The 18,458-nt window shown below is 69.3% G+C and carries 21 protein-coding genes and 2 pseudogenes; 13 read left to right on the plus strand and 10 right to left on the minus strand.

Features of this window, described 5'->3' with window-relative positions; translation table 11 throughout:
- Nucleotides 1-13 precede the first annotated feature (13 nt).
- Together sufU and LH076_RS07495 are read left to right on the plus strand one after the other, a co-directional pair.
- Nucleotides 14-445, plus strand: coding sequence for a Fe-S cluster assembly sulfur transfer protein SufU (sufU, locus tag LH076_RS07490; protein ID WP_227783596.1), 432 nt, complete (start codon nucleotides 14-16; stop codon nucleotides 443-445).
- A complete protein-coding gene (locus LH076_RS07495) occupies nucleotides 442-750 on the plus strand; it encodes a metal-sulfur cluster assembly factor (RefSeq protein WP_321573735.1) in 309 nt (102 codons plus the stop codon). Before sufU ends, LH076_RS07495 begins: the two co-directional genes overlap by 4 nt.
- A gap of 12 nt (nucleotides 751-762) precedes the next feature.
- Here the strand turns inward: LH076_RS07495 and LH076_RS07500 are convergent, their stop codons facing one another.
- The 3 genes from LH076_RS07500 to LH076_RS07510 are packed head-to-tail and all read right to left on the minus strand — an operon-like array spanning nucleotide 763 to nucleotide 2,902.
- Nucleotides 763-1,737, minus strand: coding sequence for a hypothetical protein (locus LH076_RS07500; protein ID WP_227783361.1), 975 nt, complete (start codon nucleotides 1,735-1,737; stop codon nucleotides 763-765).
- The gene (locus LH076_RS07505) at nucleotides 1,734-2,420 is read right to left on the minus strand and encodes a hypothetical protein (RefSeq protein ID WP_227783362.1); all 687 of its coding nucleotides are present in this window, start codon (nucleotides 2,418-2,420) and stop codon (nucleotides 1,734-1,736) included. Before LH076_RS07505 ends, LH076_RS07500 begins: the two co-directional genes overlap by 4 nt.
- Nucleotides 2,417-2,902 carry an RNA polymerase sigma factor gene (locus LH076_RS07510; RefSeq protein ID WP_227783363.1) on the minus strand — a complete coding sequence of 162 codons (486 nt, stop codon included), beginning with the start codon at nucleotides 2,900-2,902 and terminating at the stop codon, nucleotides 2,417-2,419. Before LH076_RS07510 ends, LH076_RS07505 begins: the two co-directional genes overlap by 4 nt.
- 86 nt (nucleotides 2,903-2,988) lie before the next feature.
- Here LH076_RS07510 and LH076_RS07515 point away from each other — a divergent pair.
- The 4 genes and pseudogenes from LH076_RS07515 to LH076_RS07530 all read left to right on the plus strand — a co-directional run.
- A pseudogene (locus tag LH076_RS07515) lies at nucleotides 2,989-3,675 on the plus strand (ABC transporter ATP-binding protein); the annotation flags it as partial.
- 56 nt (nucleotides 3,676-3,731) lie between these two features.
- Nucleotides 3,732-5,315, plus strand: coding sequence for an ABC transporter permease (locus LH076_RS07520; RefSeq protein ID WP_227783364.1), 1,584 nt, complete (start codon nucleotides 3,732-3,734; stop codon nucleotides 5,313-5,315).
- Between the two features lie 10 nt (nucleotides 5,316-5,325).
- Complete coding sequence (locus tag LH076_RS07525) at nucleotides 5,326-6,231, plus strand: phosphotransferase (protein WP_227783365.1); 906 nt, start codon at nucleotides 5,326-5,328, stop codon at nucleotides 6,229-6,231.
- A 25-nt stretch (nucleotides 6,232-6,256) separates the two neighbouring features.
- Entirely contained in the window at nucleotides 6,257-6,958 is a 702-nt protein-coding gene (locus LH076_RS07530) for an SDR family oxidoreductase (RefSeq protein ID WP_227783366.1), read from the plus strand.
- A 21-nt stretch (nucleotides 6,959-6,979) separates the two neighbouring features.
- Here LH076_RS07530 and LH076_RS07535 read toward each other — a convergent pair whose 3' ends face one another.
- Nucleotides 6,980-8,578 (minus strand): ABC-F family ATP-binding cassette domain-containing protein, encoded by a 1,599-nt coding sequence (locus tag LH076_RS07535; RefSeq protein ID WP_227783367.1) that lies wholly within the window; start codon nucleotides 8,576-8,578, stop codon nucleotides 6,980-6,982.
- A gap of 61 nt (nucleotides 8,579-8,639) precedes the next feature.
- Here LH076_RS07535 and LH076_RS07540 point away from each other — a divergent pair, with 61 nt between their 5' ends.
- Nucleotides 8,640-9,608, plus strand: coding sequence for a neutral zinc metallopeptidase (locus tag LH076_RS07540; protein WP_227783368.1), 969 nt, complete (start codon nucleotides 8,640-8,642; stop codon nucleotides 9,606-9,608).
- A gap of 12 nt (nucleotides 9,609-9,620) precedes the next feature.
- On the opposite strand, the gene LH076_RS07545 is transcribed toward LH076_RS07540, so the two are convergent.
- From LH076_RS07545 to LH076_RS07555, 3 genes are all read right to left on the minus strand, one after another.
- Nucleotides 9,621-10,505, minus strand: a complete 885-nt coding sequence (locus LH076_RS07545) for an SURF1 family protein (RefSeq protein WP_227783369.1) — start codon at nucleotides 10,503-10,505, stop codon at nucleotides 9,621-9,623.
- On the minus strand, nucleotides 10,495-10,650 hold the full coding sequence (locus tag LH076_RS07550) for an acetone carboxylase (RefSeq protein WP_227783597.1): 156 nt from the start codon (nucleotides 10,648-10,650) through the stop codon (nucleotides 10,495-10,497). Before LH076_RS07550 ends, LH076_RS07545 begins: the two co-directional genes overlap by 11 nt.
- A 61-nt stretch (nucleotides 10,651-10,711) precedes the next feature.
- Nucleotides 10,712-11,041: a DUF3099 domain-containing protein gene (locus tag LH076_RS07555; protein ID WP_227783370.1), complete on the minus strand. Its 330-nt coding sequence runs from the start codon at nucleotides 11,039-11,041 to the stop codon at nucleotides 10,712-10,714.
- A gap of 83 nt (nucleotides 11,042-11,124) precedes the next feature.
- Here LH076_RS07555 and LH076_RS07560 point away from each other — a divergent pair, with 83 nt between their 5' ends.
- The 3 genes from LH076_RS07560 to LH076_RS07570 are packed head-to-tail and all read left to right on the plus strand — an operon-like array spanning nucleotide 11,125 to nucleotide 13,125.
- On the plus strand, nucleotides 11,125-11,823 hold the full coding sequence (locus LH076_RS07560; RefSeq protein ID WP_227783371.1) for a beta-ketoacyl-ACP reductase: 699 nt from the start codon (nucleotides 11,125-11,127) through the stop codon (nucleotides 11,821-11,823).
- 1 nt (nucleotide 11,824) lies between these two features.
- The gene (gene fabI, locus LH076_RS07565; RefSeq protein WP_227783372.1) at nucleotides 11,825-12,604 is read left to right on the plus strand and encodes an enoyl-ACP reductase FabI; all 780 of its coding nucleotides are present in this window, start codon (nucleotides 11,825-11,827) and stop codon (nucleotides 12,602-12,604) included.
- Between the two features lie 32 nt (nucleotides 12,605-12,636).
- A complete protein-coding gene (locus LH076_RS07570; RefSeq protein ID WP_227783373.1) occupies nucleotides 12,637-13,125 on the plus strand; it encodes a SixA phosphatase family protein in 489 nt (162 codons plus the stop codon).
- Between the two features lie 141 nt (nucleotides 13,126-13,266).
- Here the strand turns inward: LH076_RS07570 and serB are convergent, their stop codons facing one another.
- Nucleotides 13,267-14,475, minus strand: a complete 1,209-nt coding sequence (serB, locus tag LH076_RS07575; protein ID WP_227783374.1) for a phosphoserine phosphatase SerB — start codon at nucleotides 14,473-14,475, stop codon at nucleotides 13,267-13,269.
- A gap of 38 nt (nucleotides 14,476-14,513) precedes the next feature.
- Nucleotides 14,514-15,227: a hypothetical protein gene (locus LH076_RS07580; protein WP_227783375.1), complete on the minus strand. Its 714-nt coding sequence runs from the start codon at nucleotides 15,225-15,227 to the stop codon at nucleotides 14,514-14,516.
- Nucleotides 15,228-15,252: 25 nt separating this feature from the next.
- Here LH076_RS07580 and LH076_RS07585 point away from each other — a divergent pair, with 25 nt between their 5' ends.
- The 3 genes and pseudogenes from LH076_RS07585 to LH076_RS07595 all read left to right on the plus strand — a co-directional run.
- On the plus strand, nucleotides 15,253-16,050 hold the full coding sequence (locus tag LH076_RS07585) for an ABC transporter ATP-binding protein (RefSeq protein WP_227783598.1): 798 nt from the start codon (nucleotides 15,253-15,255) through the stop codon (nucleotides 16,048-16,050).
- A gap of 21 nt (nucleotides 16,051-16,071) precedes the next feature.
- Nucleotides 16,072-16,521 carry an NfeD family protein gene (locus tag LH076_RS07590; protein ID WP_227783376.1) on the plus strand — a complete coding sequence of 150 codons (450 nt, stop codon included), beginning with the start codon at nucleotides 16,072-16,074 and terminating at the stop codon, nucleotides 16,519-16,521.
- A 30-nt stretch (nucleotides 16,522-16,551) separates the two neighbouring features.
- Nucleotides 16,552-17,466, plus strand: a pseudogene (locus tag LH076_RS07595) (SPFH domain-containing protein); the annotation flags it as partial.
- Here the strand turns inward: LH076_RS07595 and LH076_RS07600 are convergent.
- The gene (locus LH076_RS07600; RefSeq protein WP_227783377.1) at nucleotides 17,462-18,427 is read right to left on the minus strand and encodes an alpha/beta fold hydrolase; all 966 of its coding nucleotides are present in this window, start codon (nucleotides 18,425-18,427) and stop codon (nucleotides 17,462-17,464) included. The pseudogene LH076_RS07595 and the gene LH076_RS07600 overlap by 5 nt on opposite strands.
- Nucleotides 18,428-18,458 lie beyond the last annotated feature (31 nt).

Genomic DNA, 18,458 nt, shown 5'->3' on the forward strand with positions numbered 1-18,458 from the left:
AGCGCTGGACGCGATGTACCAGGAGATCATCCTGGACCACTACAAGCACCCACACGGCAAGGGGCTCCGTGAGGACTTCGAAGCCGAGGTGCACCACGTCAACCCGACCTGCGGTGACGAGATCACGCTGCGCGTCCACCTCGCCGACGGCAAGGTGGCCGACGTGTCGTACGACAGCCTCGGCTGCTCGATCTCGCAGGCCTCGGCCTCGGTGCTGCACGACCTTGTGGTCGGGAAGCCCATCGACGACGCCTTCGCGATCCAGGAGGAGTTCCTCCACCTGATGCAGGGCAAGGGTGAGGTGGAGCCCGATGAGGAGCTGCTCGAGGACGGCATCGCCTTCGCCGGCGTGGCGAAGTTCCCGGCACGCGTGAAGTGCGCGCTGCTGAGCTGGATGGCATGGAAGGACGCGACGGCCCAGTCGCTGTCGAAGGAGAACGCATGAGCCTGACCGTTGAAGACGTCGAAGAGGCGATGAAGGACGTCGTCGACCCCGAGCTCGGGATCAACGTCGTCGACCTCGGCCTGATCTACGGCCTCCACCTCGACGGCAACGAGGTGACGATCGACATGACCCTCACCTCGGCCGCCTGCCCGCTCACCGACCTGATCCAGGACCAGACCAACCAAGCCCTGGAGGAGATGGCGACCAACGTCACCATCAACTGGGTCTGGATGCCGCCGTGGGGCCCGGACAAGATCACCCCCGACGGACGCGAGCAGCTCAGGGCGCTCGGCTTCAACGTCTGAGTCCGCCGACGGTCAGGGGACGCTGTACGCCGGCAGGGCGGGCGTCCACCTGAGGGAGACGCTCGGCTCGTCGTCCGACAGCTCGCCCTCTGGCCACTGGCCGACGCCGTGGAACGTGCGGCCGTCCAGCGTCAGGTCGACGTCGTAGCGGAAGCTCCGGCCGCCGAGGGCTGCCGCGCGGCGGCCATCGGCCTCGGACGCAGTCAGAGAGACCGATCCGGCCTGGTAGCACGTATCGCGCTGCTTCGTGGTCGGCCTGATGCCCACGGAACGGCCGTCCTCTGCTGTGACGGTCACGCGGGCACTCACCTCCGCGAGATCGAATGCGAGACCGTTGACGCCCAGTTCGACACCGTAGGAGTCGAGCTGCCCATCGTGGTCGGCGAGCACCGCGAGTGTGCTGTCGACGGGTGTGGTCACAGCGGTCGTCGTATCGGTGCGCCACTCGAAGCTGTAGTGGGCGTCCTCGCCCTTGCGCGCAGCGGTGACGTCGATCCTCCAGAGCCCGGCGGGTCCGACCGGATGGACGCCGTATTCACCGCTGCCGAGGTCGTCCACCGACGCGGAGAGCCACCGCGGGCAGTCGCGGTCCACCTGGACGGCGGTCGCGGTGATGCTGTCAACCTCGGGCAGGAATCGGAAGTCTGCCGTGGCGCCGCCGTCCAGCCGAGGCAGCGTGCCGGCGAGGCCCGGAGCACCGTCGGCGCAGCCACCGAAGCCGAATCCGCAGATCGTCCATGGCCTGAGGGCGACGTCGTGATCGGGAAGGTGCACGACGAGCGCCGGGACGTGGTCGTCAGGACCGCTAGGCACCTTCATCGGCCACGCGGTCGGAACCGCCGTGGGGCTGGGCGTCTGACTGGCTGCGGGCACATCCCTTGCCATGCCGCCGTCCGCCGTGCGGCCCAGGAACATCGAGACGAGGATCACGGCTCCGCAGAGGGACACGAGCGCGGTGCCGATGCTCCACCGCCGCCGGCGGGTCACTGTGTCTCCTCCTCGGCGGGAGCCGCAGGGATGCCGGCACCGAGCGCGTTGCCCCACACGACGGTGAGGGTCACCACTCTGCTCGACGCCGCGGCGAGGTCCGAGGTCGCGCTCTTCGGGAGCACGATGCGTACGACGTAGACCCCGTTCTCGTCGGTCGAGACCAACCGGTATCCACCGCCGTGCTTCTCGACCTCGACCGATTTCGGATCCCCTCGAAGAGCGGTCGGCACGGTCACGGAAGTGACGGGGGTCGATCCGAACGTGAGGGCAGGCCCGGCGGGCACCCAGCGGGTCCCGCCGCAGGGCGTGGTGGCGGGCAGATCACAGACGGCGTACGTCATTGTCCTTCCGTCGGCGCCCTCGACCGCAAGGTCGATGCCGAGTCCTGTGTTGGTGACAGTGGAAAGGATTCCGATGGCAGCGAACGGACCGGAGGCGGAGGAGCCGTCGCTGCTGCTCGAATCGGACGCTGCGGAGTCGCGCCGCTCGGGTCCCGGGCCGTAGCTCCAGAGCATCACACCCCCGGTTGCTGCGACCGCGGTGGCCGCTGTGACAGCCGCCATCGTGCGACGGATGCGAGAACGCCGATGTGCCCGGCGCACGAGGTCGGCGTACGGCGGCGCCAACGCGGGAGTGGTCCGTTCAAGGAGTCCGGTCAGGCGCTGCTGGAGTTCGTTCATGCCTCGCTCCTGTCGAGCAGTGGGGCCAATGCGGTCCGGGCGCGGGCGAGACGTGACTTCGCGGTGCCCGACGGGATGTCGAGGAGGCTGGCCACCTCGGTGAGCGGCAGGTCGTGGAGGTGGTGGAGCAGCACGACCGCGCGTTGTTCGATCGGCAGCGTGCCCAGCGCTCGGGTGAGGTCCACGTCAGGATCGTCGATCTCATAGTGGTCGACCGTGCGCAGGCGAGGAAGCGCGAGGACAGCGACTTTGCTCCGTCGGAACCGGTTGATGGCGAGCCGGGTGGCGACCTGGCGAAGCCAGGCTGACGGGTTGTCGTAGTGCTGGACGGTGGACCAGCGTTGCCAGAGCCGTACGAACGCCTCCTGCGCAACCTCCTCTGCATCGGCCGCATTGCCGGTGAGCACCGTCAGGTAGCCGATGAGTGGTGGGCAGGCGAGCACGTAGAAGTCCGCGAGGTCGCTGGGCGCCGTGGTGCTCACACTACGTACACGCGGAGCCCCGCCCTCCGGTTCCATCTCAGACTGACTGCTCGCCGCACGGCATGAGCTGACCCTAGGCTGCCACGGTGAGCGGTGCTGTGATCGAGACGCGAGGCCTCGTCAAGACATTCGGGAAGTTCCGCGCCCTCAAGGGGTTAGACCTCTCGGTCGCTCCCGGTGAGGTGCACGGCTTCCTCGGGCCCAACGGGGCTGGGAAGTCGACGACGATCCGGATCGTCTTGGGGCTGATGCGTGCGTCGGGCGGTTCTGTGACGTTGTTCGGTGACGACCCGTGGCGCAAGGCTCCGGAGCTGCACAAGCGGCTCGCCTACGTCCCCGGTGATGTCAGCCTGTGGCCCAACCTGTCGGGCGGCGAGTCCGTCGACCTGCTGCTCCGGATGCGGGGCCTCGACCCGGCGAAGACACGCAAGGCGGAGATGGTCGAGCGGTTCAAGCTCGACCTCACCAAGAAGGGCCGCGCCTACTCCAAGGGCAACCGCCAGAAGGTCGCACTGGTCGCCGCCTTCGCGGCCGACACCGACCTGCTGATCTGCGACGAGCCGACCAGCGGCCTCGATCCGCTGATGGAGAAGGTCTTCAACGAGCTGGTCGCCGAGCACACCTCCCGTGGCGCCACCGTGCTGCTCTCCAGCCACATCCTCTCGGAGGTGGAGCGGCTGGCCGACCGCGTGACGATCATCCGCGACGGCCGGACCGTCGAGAGCGGGACGCTCGACGAGCTGCGCCTCACCAAGGCCGACGGGAGCGCCGAGGGCAAGAGCCTCGAGGAGCTCTTCCTCAGCGCCTACGAGTCATGACCGGGCGATCGATGAGGACGACGGCGTACGCCGGACCGTTCACAGGGACGGCGCTGCTCCTTCGACAGAACCTTCGCCGCGACCGGATCATCGCGCCCGTCTGGATCGCGGTCATGGTGGTCATGACCTACGCCTCCGCGGCGTCCACCACCACCCTCTTCAAGACCACGGCCGACCGGCTCAGACTCGCGACCTCGATCAACGAGCAGCCGGCACTGCGGGCGCTCTACGGTCCCATCCTCGACCCGGGCTCGGTCGGCGAGTTGGCCATGAGCAAGATGACCGAGCTCTACGCCCTCTTCGCGGCGGTCCTCTTCGTCATCCTCGTCCGTCGCCACACGCGGGTCGAGGAGGAGAGCGGGCGCTCAGAGCTCATCGGGGCGACGGTCGTCGGGCGGGACGCGCCCATGGCAGCGGTGCTGGTCGAGTGTGCCGGGCTTGCAGCGGTGCTGGGCCTCGCCGTGGGCGGCTCGGCGATCGCCGGCGGACTACCGGTCTCCGGCTCGGTGTGGTTCGGCCTCACATGGGCCGGCACGGCTCTCGTGGGCACAGCGGTCGCGGCCGTGGCCGTCCAACTGTCAGCCAGCGCGCGCACCTGCGGCGGCTTCATCGCCGGGATGCTCGGAGGCATCTTCCTCCTACGCGCCCTCGGCGACGGAGGCCGGTGGACCTGGCTCTCCTGGCTCTCGCCACTCGGTTGGAACACCCAACTCCGCGCATGGTCGGACCCGCGCGGCTGGGCGGTGCTGCTCTATCCGGCGATCACGGCCGTGCTGCTCGTGCTCGCCCGCGAGCTTCGGGCCCACCGCGACCTCGGCGGCGGTCTGATCGCCGCCCGGCCCGGCCGCGTCGTCGGACCGGCCTGGGTGCGGAGTCCGATCGCGCTCATCCTGCGGCTCCAGCGCACGTCCTTGATCCTCTGGACCGTCGCCATCGCCTTCATGGGCGTCGCGTTCGGCGCCATGGCGCCCGGCCTCGACGACATGGTGGAGTCGGTCGGCAGTGGGCAGGAGCTGATCGACCGGCTCGGAGGGGTGATGATCGCGGCGGTGCTGTCGATCGGCGCGATGATCATCACCTGCTTCGCCGTCACGGTCATCAACCACTCCTCGGCGGACGAGACCGACGGCCGTCTCGAGATGGTCCTCTCCACCGGCGCCTCCCGGCGCGGCTGGTACGCCGGCACAGTAGTCGTGGCTTTCGCGGGAGCTGGCTGGCTCGTGTTCGTCCTGGGTCTCGGGCTCTGGCTCGGCTACGGCCTGGCCGGCGGCAACGACCCCTACGCGGCGCTCGGGGCCTCGCTCGCCTGGATCCCCGCCGTGACTCTGGTGGCGGCCTTCGGTCTTCTGGCGTGGTCCTTCCGGCCGAGCTGGTCGATCGTCGGCTGGTTCGCTCTGGTGCTGTTCCTGCTCCTGACCGTGGTCGGTGAGCTGCTCGAGCTGCCGGAGTGGGTCATCGACCTCTCGCCGTACTCGGCCGTGCCGCAGTACCCCGCCGAGGCGTGGCGATGGATGCCCCTGATCGTTCTCGCGGTGCTCGCCACGCTGGCGACCGTGGGGGCCTGGTTCCGCTTCCGGGAGCGCGACATCGGTTAACGTGCGATCCATGTGGCAGCCCGAGCCGGGGTGGCATCCCCTGAGCGGTGGCACCGCCACGTCCACGCTCGGCGTCTGGCGCACCGACATCGCCGGCCGTGCGGTGGTGATCAAACGGCTCTCCGCGCCGACCGAGGAGGACCCGCCGGAGCTCTCCGACCCGCACCACTTCGCCTGGTGGCGGCGCGAGGCCGACGTGGCGACGTACGGCCTGCTGGACTCCACGCCCGGTCTGCGCGCTCCGGTGACGGCGGTCGAGGCCGACGAGGACGGCATCACCCTCGTCCAGGACTGGGTCGAGGACGGCGCCAACTCGGGGCTCTTCGCGGCGCTCTCGATGGGCCGCTTCGCCGCCGCCGAGCTGGGTTCGATCCGCTGGCTCGCCCGCGGGCAGCTTCGCAGCCGGTTGGCACGGATCGAGCGTCGCGGCGGGTGGCAGACCCTCTCCCGTACGACGGCCAGCGACATCGCACACGTCCTGTGGACCAAGCGGGAGCGACTCCTCGCACTTCTCGATGACCTGCCCCAGGTCGCGCAGCACGGCGACCCGACGTTGCGGAACATGCGGGGACGGGAGGGCGACGACCTGGTCGCCGTCGACTGGGGCACGCTGGGCATCGGGCCGGTCGGGTCCGACCTCGGGTACTACGCGCTCGGTGCGCGCGAGGAGTTCGAGCCGCTGCTCGACGCCTACCTCGTCGGCCTTCCCGCCGGCGTCGCGACGCGCGAGCAGGTGACGCTCGGTGCCCAGGTGACCGTGGTCCTCACCGCCTTCAACCGCGCCGAGTGGGCCCTGGCCCGCGTCGCCGGAGGAGAGGGCGCCCTGGCCGGGAAGTTCCGGCACCCGTCGGTCGCGCCCCACCTGCGTGCGCTGCAGCGGCAACATACCGCGGTCGAGGCCCTGCTCGATCTGTAACACGGCTCTGGCACGGTGACGTCCCATGACCCGTCCTCTCGCCCTCGTCACCGGAGCCTCGCGCGGCATCGGCCGCGCGATCGCCCTCGACCTGGCCCGCACACATCAGGTGATCGCGGGTGTCAGGAGCGTGGAAGCGCTCGAGGCGACCCGGCGCGACATCCCCGACGCCCTCGGCCTGATCGCGGACCTCGGGGATGAGGAGGCCCTCGCCGCAGCGGTCGACGGACTCGGCCTCGACCGACTCGACGTCTTCGTCCACTCCGCGGGGCTGGGCGAGATGCAGCCGCTCGGCACCACGACGCGCGCCGACTGGCGCCGCTCCTTCGAGGTCAACGTCTTCGCCGCCGCCGACCTCGTCGCGCGCCTGCTGCCGGCGCTCAGAGCAGCTCGTGGGACGGTCGTGCTGCTCAACTCCGACTCCGGCTTCATGACGTACGCCGGCGGCTCGGTCTACTGCGGCACAAAGTTCGCCCTCCGGGCACTCGCCGACTGCCTCCGCAGCGAGGAGCGGGAGCACGGCGTGCGGGTGGTCTCTGTCCACCCGGGCTGGACCTCGACCGACATGGCGCACCAGACCCGCATCGCGAACGGCTCCGAGGGACCGGAGGACACCTACGTCCAGCCCGAGACGATCGCCGCCGGCGTACGGATGGCGGTGGACGCGCCACCGGAGGCGATGGTCGAGAGCCTGACGATCAGGCCGACGGTCGAGACTCCGGACTGACCACGGTTGCGATGGGGAGACTCAGGCGAGCGAGACGAGCTCGGCGTACGACTCGTTCCAGAGATCCTCGGCGCCGTCGGGGAGCAGGAGTACCCGGTCCGGGTCGAGGGCCCGGACGGCGCCCTCATCGTGGGTGACCAGGACGATCGCGCCCTCGTAGGAGCGGATCGCGTTGAGGACCTCTTCGCGCGAGGCCGGGTCGAGGTTGTTGGTGGGCTCGTCGAGCAACAGCACGTTGGCCTTCGAGACGACCAGCGAGGCGAGCGCGAGGCGGGTCTTCTCACCACCGGAGAGGACGGCGGCCGGCTTGTGCACGTCGTCGCCCTGGAAGAGGAACGCGCCGAGCACGGTGCGGGCCTCGGTGTCGTCCAGCGAGGGAGCAGCGGCCTGCATGTTCTGCAGGACGGTGCGGGAGACGTCGAGGGTCTCGTGCTCCTGGGCGTAGTAGCCGAGCTTGGCGCCGTGGCCATGGATGACCTCGCCGGTGTCGGGTTGGTCCACCCCGGCGAGGATCCGCAGCAGTGTGGTCTTGCCGGCGCCGTTGAAACCCAGGATGACGACGCGGCTGCCCTTGTCGATCGCGAGGTCGACGGCCGTGAAGACCTCGAGCGCGCCGTAGTTGCGCGACAGCCCCTCGGCCATGAGCGGTGTCTTGCCGGTGGCCTGCGGGGTCGGGAACTTGATCGCCGCGACCTTGTCGGCCTGGCGCTCGGCCTCGATGCCCTGCTTGAGCCGCTCGGCGCGCTTCAGCATCGACTGCGCGGCCGAGGCGCCGGAGGCGCGGGCCTTCATCTTGTTGGCCTGGTCGGTGAGGGTCTTCGCCTTGTTCATCGCGTTCATCGACTCGCGCTTGCGGCGCGCCTCGTCGTCCTCACGCTGCTGGAGGTACGGCTTCCAGCCCATGTTGTAGACGTCGATGACCTCGCGGTTGGCGTCGAGGTGGAAGACCTTGTTGACCGTCTGCTCGAGCAGGTCGTTGTCGTGGGAGATCACGATGAAGCCGCCCTTGAACGTCTTCATCCACTCACGCAGCCAGATGATCGAGTCGGCGTCGAGGTGGTTGGTCGGCTCGTCGAGGATCAGCACCTCGGCGTCGGAGAAGAGGATGCGGACCAGTTCGACGCGGCGACGCTGACCACCCGACAGGGTCTTGAGCGGCTGCTCCCAGAGCCGCTCGGGCAGCCCGAGGGCGTTCGCGATGGTCTTGGCCTCCGACTCGGCGGCGTACCCGCCACCGGCCTCGAACTCGTCGAGCGCCCGCTGGAAGCGGCGCATGCCCTTCTCGGCCACGGCCGGGTCCTCGGAGGCCAGCTCGACCTCGGAGGCCCGCAGCCGCCGTACGGCGTCATCAAGCCCTCGCGCGGAGAGGATCCGCTGCGACACGGGGATCTCGGGGTCACCCACGCGCGGGTCCTGGGGCAGGTAGCCGAGGTCGCCCACACGGCTGACCGAACCCGCATCGGGCTCGAGGTCACCGGCGAGCACCTTCGTCAGCGTCGTCTTTCCGGCGCCGTTGCGGCCGACGAGGCCGACCTTGTCGCCGGGACCGACGCGGAAGGTCACATCGCCCATCAGCTTGCGGGGTCCGACGCGGATCTCGACGTTCTGGGCAGTGATCATGACGGGTCACTAGTCTATGGGCGCGGGGCGGAAGCCCCGCATTCTCACTGAGGGGGCTCGGATGCGGTTCAACCCGAAGGCACGTCTCGACAACAGCCGCGTGCAGGACGTGGGCAGCGGCGGAGGCGGTGGCCTCGGGGGCGGCGGTCTGAGTGGCCTTCCCATCCCCACCGGGAAGATGGGCGGCGGCATCGGCGGGATCATCCTGATCATTGCGCTCGTCATCATCAGCCAGTGCACCGGTGTGGACCTCACGGGCGGTGTCCTGAGCGGCAGCACCACCAGCCTGGACGCCAGCAGGTTCTCCGGCGCGAGCGTGGCCGGCACGGGCAGCGGTACCCACGACTTCTCCAGCTGCCAGACCGGTGACGACGCCAACAACAGCGAGGACTGCGCCCTCGTGGCCGTCGAGAACTCGCTCGGGGACTACTGGAGCAAGGAGCTCGGCAGCCAGTTCCAGTACGAGAACGGTGTGCACGTCTTCGAGGGCCAGGTCAGCACGCAGGGCTGCGGCACCGCCACCGAGGACGTCGGGCCGTTCTACTGCCCGACGGACCAGACGATCTACCTCGACACCGCCTTCTACCAGGACATGCTCGAGGGCCAGCTCGGTGGTCAGGACGCGCCGTTCGTCCGGGCCTACGTCATCGCGCACGAGTACGGCCACCACATCCAGAACCTGCTCGGCATCATGAACAAGGTGAAGACGCAGCAGGGCCAGAACTCCGACTCGGTCAAGCTCGAGCTCCAGGCTGACTGCTTCGCGGGCATGTGGGCGCAGGCTGCGACCACCGCCTCGGGTGACGACAACGAGCCGCTCATCTCCGACCTCACCGACACCGACATCAGCGACGCGATCGGTGCCGCCCATGACGTCGGCGACGACTACATCCAGAACAAGATGCAGGGCGGCACGAACCCCGAGTCCTGGACGCACGGTTCATCGGCCCAACGTGAGTCGGAGTTCAAGAAGGGCATGGCCTCGAACAACGACATTTCCGCCTGTGACACCGGCCTGGGTGTCGGCTGACCAACCTCAGCGTCAGGTCCGGTCGCTCTTCTCGCGCTCGTAGGCCTGCTGGTACGCGGCCTTGAGCGCGCGCTTCTTCTCGATCTTGGCCGCCTTCTCACGCTCGGCATCCGTGCGGGCCTCCCGTCGGCGTACCGCCTCCTCGGAGTCGTCGTCCTCCTGCGTGCGGTACTCGTCCCACATCAGGTAGCCGAAGCCGAAGATCGCCAACAGGCCGAAGAACCACCACTGGATGCCGTAGAAGAAGTGCGGTCCGTTGCCGAGGTCCGGCAGCTCATAGAGGGCCGGTGCCGTCGCCGGCGTCGGGTCCTCGTGCTTGAGCTGCAGCCACCCGCCGTACGTCGTGTGGCCGGTCGCCTTCGCCACGGTGGATGAGGAGAGACTGCGGGTGCCGAGGCTCTCGTCGACGGCGGTCGAGTCACCGGTGCCGTCGAGGCGGACGTAGCCCGTCACCGTGACGGTGCCCGACGGCGGCGCGGGCGCCTTCGCCAGCGCGTTGTTGCCGTCGGTCGGCACGAAGCCGCGGTCGACGACGACGGCGGTGCCGTCAGCGGTCACCAGCGGAACGACGACGTCGATGCCGGCCTCGTCGTACTGGTCGCTGTTGCGGTAGCGCCACGTGACCGTGTGCGCGGTGTCGTAGGTGCCGGTGGCGGTGACGAGCAGCCACTCGTCCTTCTTCGGCGCGTGCTGCCCGGGGGAGAGGACCTGGTCGATCGGAACCGGGGTGCGCTGCTCGTTGGCACGGACGATGTTGTTATCGGCCTTGCGGTCCGCGAGGCGGTGGAACTGCCATCGACCCAGGTAGTACGTGCCGATCGCGACGACAATGACGGCGAGGAAGAAGAGCGCCCACCGGCGACTTGCGACGAAACTGATCCGCGATCTACCCGCCATGCGGCTCGACCTCCTTGAGGAAGCCGCGAGCGCTGAGGAAGGAGCTCAGAGACTCCTTGTGGTCCTCGCACGCGAGCCAGATCTTGCGGCGGTCGGGGGTGTGGATCTTCGGGTTGTTCCAGCGCAGCCCCCAGGAGCCGGGCATGTGGCAGCCCTTGGCCGAGCAGAGGTCGAGCTCGCTCTTGTCGTCCAGCGTCACAGGGTGGTCACCGCGGATCGTGCCGCGACGGGAGCTGGCGGAGCCGGTCCTGCTGGGTCATCGCGGCGCCGAAGGGCGAGGTCTCTGCGCCCTTCGGGGTCGAGGCGTTGGCCATCACCACGGCGACGTACGGCAGCAGGATCGCGAGCAGGACACAGATCATCGCGAGCCAGAGGATCCCCATGATTCCGGTGACGCCGGCGGCGATGAAGAAGGCGGTGCGGGCGAGCATCGCGGCGAGGTAGCGCCGCTGACGCTTCTTGATGTCATCGGACAGGGGTGCCGGCGCGTCCGTGATCCGGATCGCCTCGGGGGCGCCCTTCCTGCCGCGTGCCATGTAGACATCCTACGAACCGCTCCCGCAATCCTTGTCAGTGGCTGTCCCCGGCCTACTGAGCGGTAGTCCCTAGCGTCGAGGTCATGAGCAGATCAGTCCTCATCACGGGCGGAAACAGGGGCCTCGGCCGCGCGATCGCGGAGGCCTTCGTCGCGGCCGGCGACAAGGTCGCGGTCACGACGCGCAGCGGTGGCGCACCTGAGGGCACGCTCGAGATCAAGTGCGACGTCACCGATGCCCGCCAGGTCGAGGACGCCTTCGCGGCGGTCGAGGAGGCGCACGGTCCGGTCGAGGTGCTGGTCGCCAACGCCGGCATCACCCGCGACACGCTCCTGCTGCGGATGGGCGACGACGACTGGGCGGACGTGATCGACACCAACCTCACCTCGGCCTTCCGGCTGGCCAAGCGCGCGTCGAAGGGCATGCTCCGCGCGCGGTCGGGCCGACTGATCTTCATCTCGTCGGTCGTCGGGCTGCTCGGCTCGGCGGGGCAGGCCAACTACGCCGCCTCCAAGTCCGGCCTGATCGGCTTCTCCCGCTCGCTCGCCCGTGAGCTCGGGCCGCGCGGCATCACGTCGAACGTGATCGCTCCCGGGTTCATCGACACCGACATGACCGCCGAGCTGTCGGAGGAGCAGAGGGAAGCGATCCGCGCGCAGGTGCCGCTGGGCCGCTACGGCGACCCGGCAGAGATCGCCGAGGCGGCGCTGTGGCTGGCCTCCGCCGGGTACGTGTCCGGTGCGGTGATCCCGGTCGACGGCGGACTCGGGATGGGACACTGAGATGGGCCTCCTCGACGGCAAGACCATCCTCGTCGCCGGCGTCACGATGGACACCTCCATCGGCTTCGCTACCGCCCGTGTCGCGCAGGAGCAGGGCGCGACCGTGCTGATCTCCAACTTCGGCCGGGCGCTGGGCATCACGCGGCGCATCGCCGGCCGGCTGCCCGCGCCTGCACCGGTGCTCGAGCTCGACGTCACCGATCCTGCGCATCTTGCGGGCCTCGTCGAGCAGGTGCGTGAGCACCTCGGTGCCGATGCCACCTTGGACGGTGTCGTGCACTCGATCGCCTTCGGCAATCCAGAGACGGTGCTCGGCGGCAAGTTCGTCGGGGCTCCGTGGGAGGACGTGGCGCAGGCCGTGCAGGTGTCGGCGTACTCGCTGATGAGCCTGGCCCACGCAGTGCGGCCGATCCTCACGCCCGGCGCCGGCATCGTGGGACTGACCTTCGACGCGACGGTCGCGTGGCCGGCGTACGACTGGATGGGCGTCGCCAAGGCGGGCCTGGAGTCCTGTGCCCGTTACCTCGCGCGCGACCTCGGCGGCGACGGCATCCGGGTCAACCTGGTCAGCGCAGGTCCGCTGAAGACGTTGGCTGCGAAGGCGATCCCCGGCTTCGACGAGATCGATGGCGTCTGGAAGGACCGCGCCCCGCTCGGCTGGGACAACACCGACCAGGAGCCGACCGCCAAGGCCGTCTGCGCGCTGTTGTCGGACTTCTTCCCCGCCACGACGGGCGAGATCATCCATGTCGACGGCGGCTACCACGCCATGGGTGCCTGAGAGTCGCACCGGCGGCCGCCTAGGGTGAAGCCATGACGCGGACGCTCGTGATCATCCGACACGCCAAGGCCGAGCAGTTCGGCTCCTCCGACCACGAGCGGCCCCTCACCGCTCGCGGCGAGTCTGACGCTGCAGCGGCCGGGCGCTGGCTCTATGCAGAAGGGATCGTGCCCGAACAGGCACTGGTCTCGACCGCGCTGCGGACCCGCGAGACCTACGCCGCCATCGCCGAGGCGGCCGGGTGGGTCGAGGAGCCGTGGGTCGACGCGACGCTCTACGAGGCCGGCGTCGACACGGTGCTCGAGCTCGTGCACGCGTTGGAGGACGACACGCAGACTGCCGTCATCGTCGGTCACAACCCCGCGATGGGGATGGTCGCGCAGCTTCTCCACAACGGGTCCGGCGTGCCGCTGGGGGAGTTCGCCACCTCCGCGATCGCGGTCTTCGAGTGCGACGGCGACTGGGCGTCTCTTGACGTGGGCTCCGCCCGGTTGCGGGCCTTCGAGGTCCCGCGCAGCTGAGCCCGCCCACGTCCGGGACGACGTCGCCCACTCTGGGACCGGGAACCGGGTCAGGTCGTCCCGGACCACGCACTGTCCGGGACGACGTCGCCCGGTTGATTCCGCACGGCCGGGTGATCTCATCCCGGACGACCCGTTGGCTCAGATCGGCGGGGCGGGAGTGACGACGCCGGCTGCAGCGTCGGCGGCCTCGATCTCCTCACGCTTGATGCCGAGGAGGTAGAGGATCGTGTCGAGGTAGGGCACGTTGATGGCCGTGCCGGCCTGGGAGCGTACGAGTGGCTTGGCGTTGTAGGCGATACCCAGCCCGGCCGCCGAGAGCATGTCGAGATCGTTGGCGCCATCGCCGATCGCGACTGTCGCCTCCTCAGGGATCCCGATCTCGGCGGCGATCTCCCGCAGTGCGCGGGCCTTGCCGGCGCGGTCGACGACCTCGCCGACGATGCCGCCGGTGAGCACGCCGTCGACGATCTCGAGCTCGTTGGCCCGGGCGTAGTGGATGCCGAGGTCCTGTGCGAGCCGGTCGGTGATCTGGCTGAAGCCACCGGACACGATCGCGAATCGGTAACCGAGCCGGCGCAGTGTCCGGACGAGCGTGCGCGCCCCGGGGTTGAGCTCGATGGCGTTGTAGACCTCATCCAGCGCGGAGGCCGGCACACCCTTGAGCAGGGCCACGCGTGCGCGCAGCGACTCCTCGAAGTCGATCTCGCCGCGCATCGCCCGCTCCGTCACCTCGGCGACCTCGGCCTCGAAGCCGGCGTGGGCGGCGATCATCTCGATCACCTCGCCGTGGATGAGGGTCGAGTCGACGTCCATGACGATCAGCCGCGCCCCGTGGCGCAGCAGGCTCGCCGGCTGGACCGCGATGTCGACCGACTGCTCCGCGGCCAACACGGCGAGCTGCGCACGGAGCTGGTCGACATCCGCGCCCGACAGCGCCAGCTCGAACGCGGTCACCGGGTAGCGGGCCATCCGCTCGATCCGGTCGATGTTCGCCCCGGCCTCACGGATCCGCTGCGTCACGCCCGCGAGAGCAGCGGCCGTCAGCGGCACACCGATGACCGTGACGTGACAACGGCCGGTGCGTTCGATCTTGGTGTCGCCGGTGCCGCGCTCGATCTCGATGTTCATCCCGAGCTCGGCGGCCGCCGTCGCGATCGCCCCCTGCAGCGCGGGGAGGTTGTCGGGCACGGAGGTGAGTACGCCCAGGATCAGCCGACCGCGAAGCACGATCTGCTCGAGGTCGAGTACGTCGACCCCGAATCCTGCGAGTGTCGAGAAGACCTGCGAGCTGACGCCCGGCCGGTCCCGTCCGGTGAGCGTGAACAACAGCGTGTCAGGGCGTTCCATGGCGTGCTGAACTCTATCGGTCGCCGCGCCCGTGCCGCTCAGCCCGGCCAGACCTCGGGCGAGCCGGCGGCGACGACGGCGCGCCGCGCCGCCCGCCCCAACGGCAACAACGCGTCGCGGCGGGCGGCGATCTCGGTGGCGGAGACGGCCCCGCCGTCGTCGACGAGGGCGAGGTCGACGATCGCCAGCGCTTGGAATGCACGGCCGGCGAGCTCGACGACTCGACCGGGCACGCCTGCAGGCGCAGCAGGCACGTGCAGGTGGCGCAGGTTCATCAGCTCGTCGGCCACCTCGGGGCGCCAGCGCGCCACCTCGAGGCGGGCGAGCGCATCGGCCACGGAAGGCAACGCCGCCCGCAAGGAGCGCTCGGCCTCACCGACATCGGGCAACTGCCGTCGGCTCGCCTGATGCACGTCCCACACCACCGCAGCGCCAGTCCGCGACGGCACCAACCCGACGCCAGCACCCGCCACGACCACCGCCTCACCGACGGCCAGAGCGGCGTGGTTGAAGGGCGGCGGCCCGCCGAGACCCACCGGATCGCCCTCGATGGGCAGCGCCAGGCCGAAGGAGACGGCACCCGACGTACGCAGGCGGCCGAGGCCGACGAGAAGACCGTCCGGGGCGCCGTCGATGCCGCCGACGAGGTGCTGCGCATCGTCCCCGCGCACGGCATCCAGCAGCTCGTCCGGTGACGTTGAGCCGCGCAGCCACGAGGTGCCCCACCACGCCAGCCTGAGTGAATCGTGCACAGTGACTGACGATACGATCCACGGCATGGCTGCGGTGCTGGAGTTCGACGAAGTCTCGGTCCGACGCCACCCCTCGACCCTGCTCGACCGTGTCACGTGGACGGTCGAGGAGGACGAGCGCTGGGTGATCCTCGGGCCCAACGGAGCGGGCAAGACGACGCTCATGCAGCTCGCCTCGACCCAGATGCACCCCTCGTCCGGCACGGTCAGGATCCTCGGCCAGCAGCTCGGCAAGTCCGACGTCTTCGAGCTGCGCCCGCGCATCGGCCTCACCAGCGCGGCCCTCGCCGACCGGATCCCGTGGAACGAGACCGTCCGCGACGTCGTCGTCTCGGCGGCGTACGGCGTGCTGGGCCGGTGGAAGGAGGTCTACGACCAGGTCGACCACGACCGCGCCGAGGACCTCCTCGTCGAGGTGGGCATCACGGGTCTCGCCGACCGGATCTTCGGCACGCTGTCCGAGGGCGAGAAGAAGCGCGTCCAGATCGCCCGCTCCCTCATGGTCGACCCGGAACTGCTGCTCCTCGACGAGCCAGCCGCCGGTCTGGATCTGGGCGGTCGTGAGGACCTCGTCTCCACGCTCTCGATGCTGGCGTTCGCGCCCGAGGCGCCCGCGACCGTCCTGGTCAGTCACCATGTCGAGGAGATCCCGCCGGGCTTCAGCCACGTGCTCATGCTTCGCGCAGGCCGGGTCGTCACCGCGGGCCTGATCGACGACGAGCTCAACGAGGCGAACCTCTCCGCGACCTTCGGCATGCCGCTCACTCTCGAGCAGAACGACGGCCGCTACTGGGCCCGACGGAGAACCCGCGCGGCGCGTTGAGAACTGGGATAGGTTCCAGTCATGGAGTGGCTGGGGGACCATCTGTGGGCCGCATGGCTCGGGATCGCCGCAGTCCTGCTGATCAGTGAGCTGGCCAGCCTGGACCTCGTCCTCCTCATGCTCGCGATCGGTGCCTTCGGCGGTGCCGTCACGGCTGTGTTGACCGACGCCTGGGAGATCCAGATCGTCGTCGCGGTCGTCATCGCGGTGGGGCTGCTGGCCGTCGTACGGCCGGGAATCGTACGTCGCCTGCAGACCGGGCCCGACCTGCTGATCGGTCCTGAGCGGATGATCGGGGTGCAGGCCCAGACGTTCGTCGCCCTCAGCGCCGAGGAGCCCGGTCAGGTGAAGATCGACGGGGAGCTGTGGACCGCTCGCCCCGCGGACGGCGCCGCTCCCATCAAGCCCGGCCAGACCGTCGTGGTCACGGCCATCAACGGCGCCACCGCCATCGTGGCGCCCGTCGCGTAGGTCCGACGAAGGACAGACAAGGACAAGCACATGGCCGCTCTCATCATCCTGATCCTGGTCGTCCTGCTGGCGATCACGTTCCTGGCCAAGACGGTCAAGATCATCCCGCAGGCCCGGGCCGGCGTGGTCGAGCGCTTCGGGAAGTACCACCGCACGCTGACGCCCGGCCTCAACATCATCGTGCCGTTCATCGACAAGGTCCGGTACTACCTCGACATGCGCGAGCAGGTCGTGACCTTCCCGCCGCAGCCGGTGATCACCGAGGACAACCTCACGGTCTCCATCGACACCGTCGTCTACTTCCAGATCACCGACGCCGTCGCCGCGACCTACGAGATCGCCAACTACATCCAGGCCGTCGAGCAGCTCACCATGACCACACTGCGCAACATCGCCGGCTCGATGGACCTCGAGCAGACCCTCACCAGCCGCGAGCGGATCAACACCGGGCTCTCCCTCGTCCTCGACGAGGCGACCGGTCGCTGGGGGATCAAGGTCAAGCGTGTCGAGGTGAAGAGCATCGACCCGCCGGCGTCCATCAAGGACGCGATGGAGAAGCAGATGCGCGCCGACCGTGACAAGCGCGCCCTCATCCTCACCGCCGAGGGCCAGCGTCAGTCGGCGATCCTCACGGCGGAGGGCAACAAGCAGTCCGCGATCCTCAACGCCGAGGGCGCCAAGGAGGCGCAGATCCTCTCGGCCGAGGCCGACAAGCAGGCGCAGATCCTGCGCGCCGAGGGTGAGGGGCAGGCCATCGGCACCGTCTTCAACGCCATCCACAGCGGCAACCCCGACCAGGCCCTGCTGGCCTACCAGTACCTCCAGATGCTGCCGCAGATCGCGCAGGGCGACGCCAACAAGCTCTGGATCGTGCCCTCGGAGATCGGCGACGCCCTCAAGGGGCTCGGCTCCGTCGTCGGCGGGCTCGGTGAGCAGGGGTCTACGACACCCATGCCGTGAGCCAGCGGTTGATGACGTCGTACGCGCATCCCCGCACCTCCGGGAGGGACAGCACGACGTCGTGACGGGCTCCGACGATCGCCTTGTAGGTGACGTCGGAGCCGACCGCGGTCGCCCAGCGCCGGATCTGCTGGACGTCGAGCACGAGGTCGGCGTTGTGTGCGCGCTCGGTCATGTGCACCGTCCAGTGCGACTGGTCCGAGGAGAGGACCAGCACCGGGACGGGGACGTCGAGGACCGCGTGCAGGCGGGCGTGCCCATCCCGGATCGCCTTGAGCCAGCCGGCGTACACCGGGAACGACGTCAGGGGCTTGAGATCGAGCTCGAAGTCCCACTCGCCCTCATGGTCGCGGTGCAGGCTGCGTGCGTAGACGCCGCTGACATGGCGCCGGATGTGGAACTTCGGCCGGCGGGCACCGAGCTGCTTGATCACGGGCGTGCCGAAGACGCGCATCAATGTCGAGCCCTGCAGGTCGAACCACGGCGAGTTGAGCACCATGCCGACGAGCTGCTCAGGTCGGCGGTCGTGCGCCCACAGCGGCATCGTGAGGCCGCCGGTGGAGTGGGCGGTGACGACCACCTCGGTGTGTCCGTCGCGGTCGACGATCCGCTCCCACGCCTGGTCGATCTCCTCGTAGTACGTCTGCAGATCGGTGACGTAGGCGGGCGTCTGGTGGGGCAGCAGGGAGCGGCCGTACTTGCGCAGGTCGAGGGCGTAGAAGTCGTAACCCTTGTTCGTCCACCACTCCGCGAACTCCTTCTGGAAGAAGTAGTCGGAGAAACCGTGGATGTGCAGCACCGCCTTGGTGCTGGCGCCGGCCGCCTTCGTGGTCTTCGTGGTCTTCGCCGGACGCTTCACGAGCGTCGCGATCACGTCCCCCTCGTCGTCCGGAGTCAGCGTCAGCGTCTCAGCGGTGTACGGCGGCCCAAGGCGATCGGTCTCCACGGCCGTCAATGTAACGTGCACGTGATGGGCT

The organism is Nocardioides sp. Kera G14, assembly GCF_020715565.1.
GTDB lineage: Bacteria > Actinomycetota > Actinomycetes > Propionibacteriales > Nocardioidaceae > Nocardioides.

Excerpts from the sequence above, each read along its gene's own strand:
- LH076_RS07545 (WP_227783369.1), bottom strand. The coding sequence starts at position 10,505 with ATGGCGGGTAGATCGCGGATCAGTTTCGTCGCAAGTCGCCGGTGGGCG.
- LH076_RS07560 (WP_227783371.1), top strand. The coding sequence starts at position 11,125 with ATGAGCAGATCAGTCCTCATCACGGGCGGAAACAGGGGCCTCGGCCGC.
- LH076_RS07550 (WP_227783597.1), bottom strand. The coding sequence starts at position 10,650 with ATGCCCGGCTCCTGGGGGCTGCGCTGGAACAACCCGAAGATCCACACC.
- LH076_RS07505 (WP_227783362.1), bottom strand. The coding sequence starts at position 2,420 with ATGAACGAACTCCAGCAGCGCCTGACCGGACTCCTTGAACGGACCACT.
- LH076_RS07540 (WP_227783368.1), top strand. The coding sequence starts at position 8,640 with ATGCGGTTCAACCCGAAGGCACGTCTCGACAACAGCCGCGTGCAGGAC.
- LH076_RS07570 (WP_227783373.1), top strand. The coding sequence starts at position 12,637 with ATGACGCGGACGCTCGTGATCATCCGACACGCCAAGGCCGAGCAGTTC.
- LH076_RS07585 (WP_227783598.1), top strand. The coding sequence starts at position 15,253 with ATGGCTGCGGTGCTGGAGTTCGACGAAGTCTCGGTCCGACGCCACCCC.
- LH076_RS07520 (WP_227783364.1), top strand. The coding sequence starts at position 3,732 with ATGAGGACGACGGCGTACGCCGGACCGTTCACAGGGACGGCGCTGCTC.
- fabI (WP_227783372.1), top strand. The coding sequence starts at position 11,825 with ATGGGCCTCCTCGACGGCAAGACCATCCTCGTCGCCGGCGTCACGATG.
- LH076_RS07535 (WP_227783367.1), bottom strand. The coding sequence starts at position 8,578 with ATGATCACTGCCCAGAACGTCGAGATCCGCGTCGGACCCCGCAAGCTG.
- serB (WP_227783374.1), bottom strand. The coding sequence starts at position 14,475 with ATGGAACGCCCTGACACGCTGTTGTTCACGCTCACCGGACGGGACCGG.
- LH076_RS07530 (WP_227783366.1), top strand. The coding sequence starts at position 6,257 with ATGACCCGTCCTCTCGCCCTCGTCACCGGAGCCTCGCGCGGCATCGGC.
- LH076_RS07525 (WP_227783365.1), top strand. The coding sequence starts at position 5,326 with ATGTGGCAGCCCGAGCCGGGGTGGCATCCCCTGAGCGGTGGCACCGCC.
- LH076_RS07555 (WP_227783370.1), bottom strand. The coding sequence starts at position 11,041 with ATGGCACGCGGCAGGAAGGGCGCCCCCGAGGCGATCCGGATCACGGAC.
- LH076_RS07590 (WP_227783376.1), top strand. The coding sequence starts at position 16,072 with ATGGAGTGGCTGGGGGACCATCTGTGGGCCGCATGGCTCGGGATCGCC.
- LH076_RS07495 (WP_321573735.1), top strand. The coding sequence starts at position 442 with ATGAGCCTGACCGTTGAAGACGTCGAAGAGGCGATGAAGGACGTCGTC.
- sufU (WP_227783596.1), top strand. The coding sequence starts at position 14 with ATGTACCAGGAGATCATCCTGGACCACTACAAGCACCCACACGGCAAG.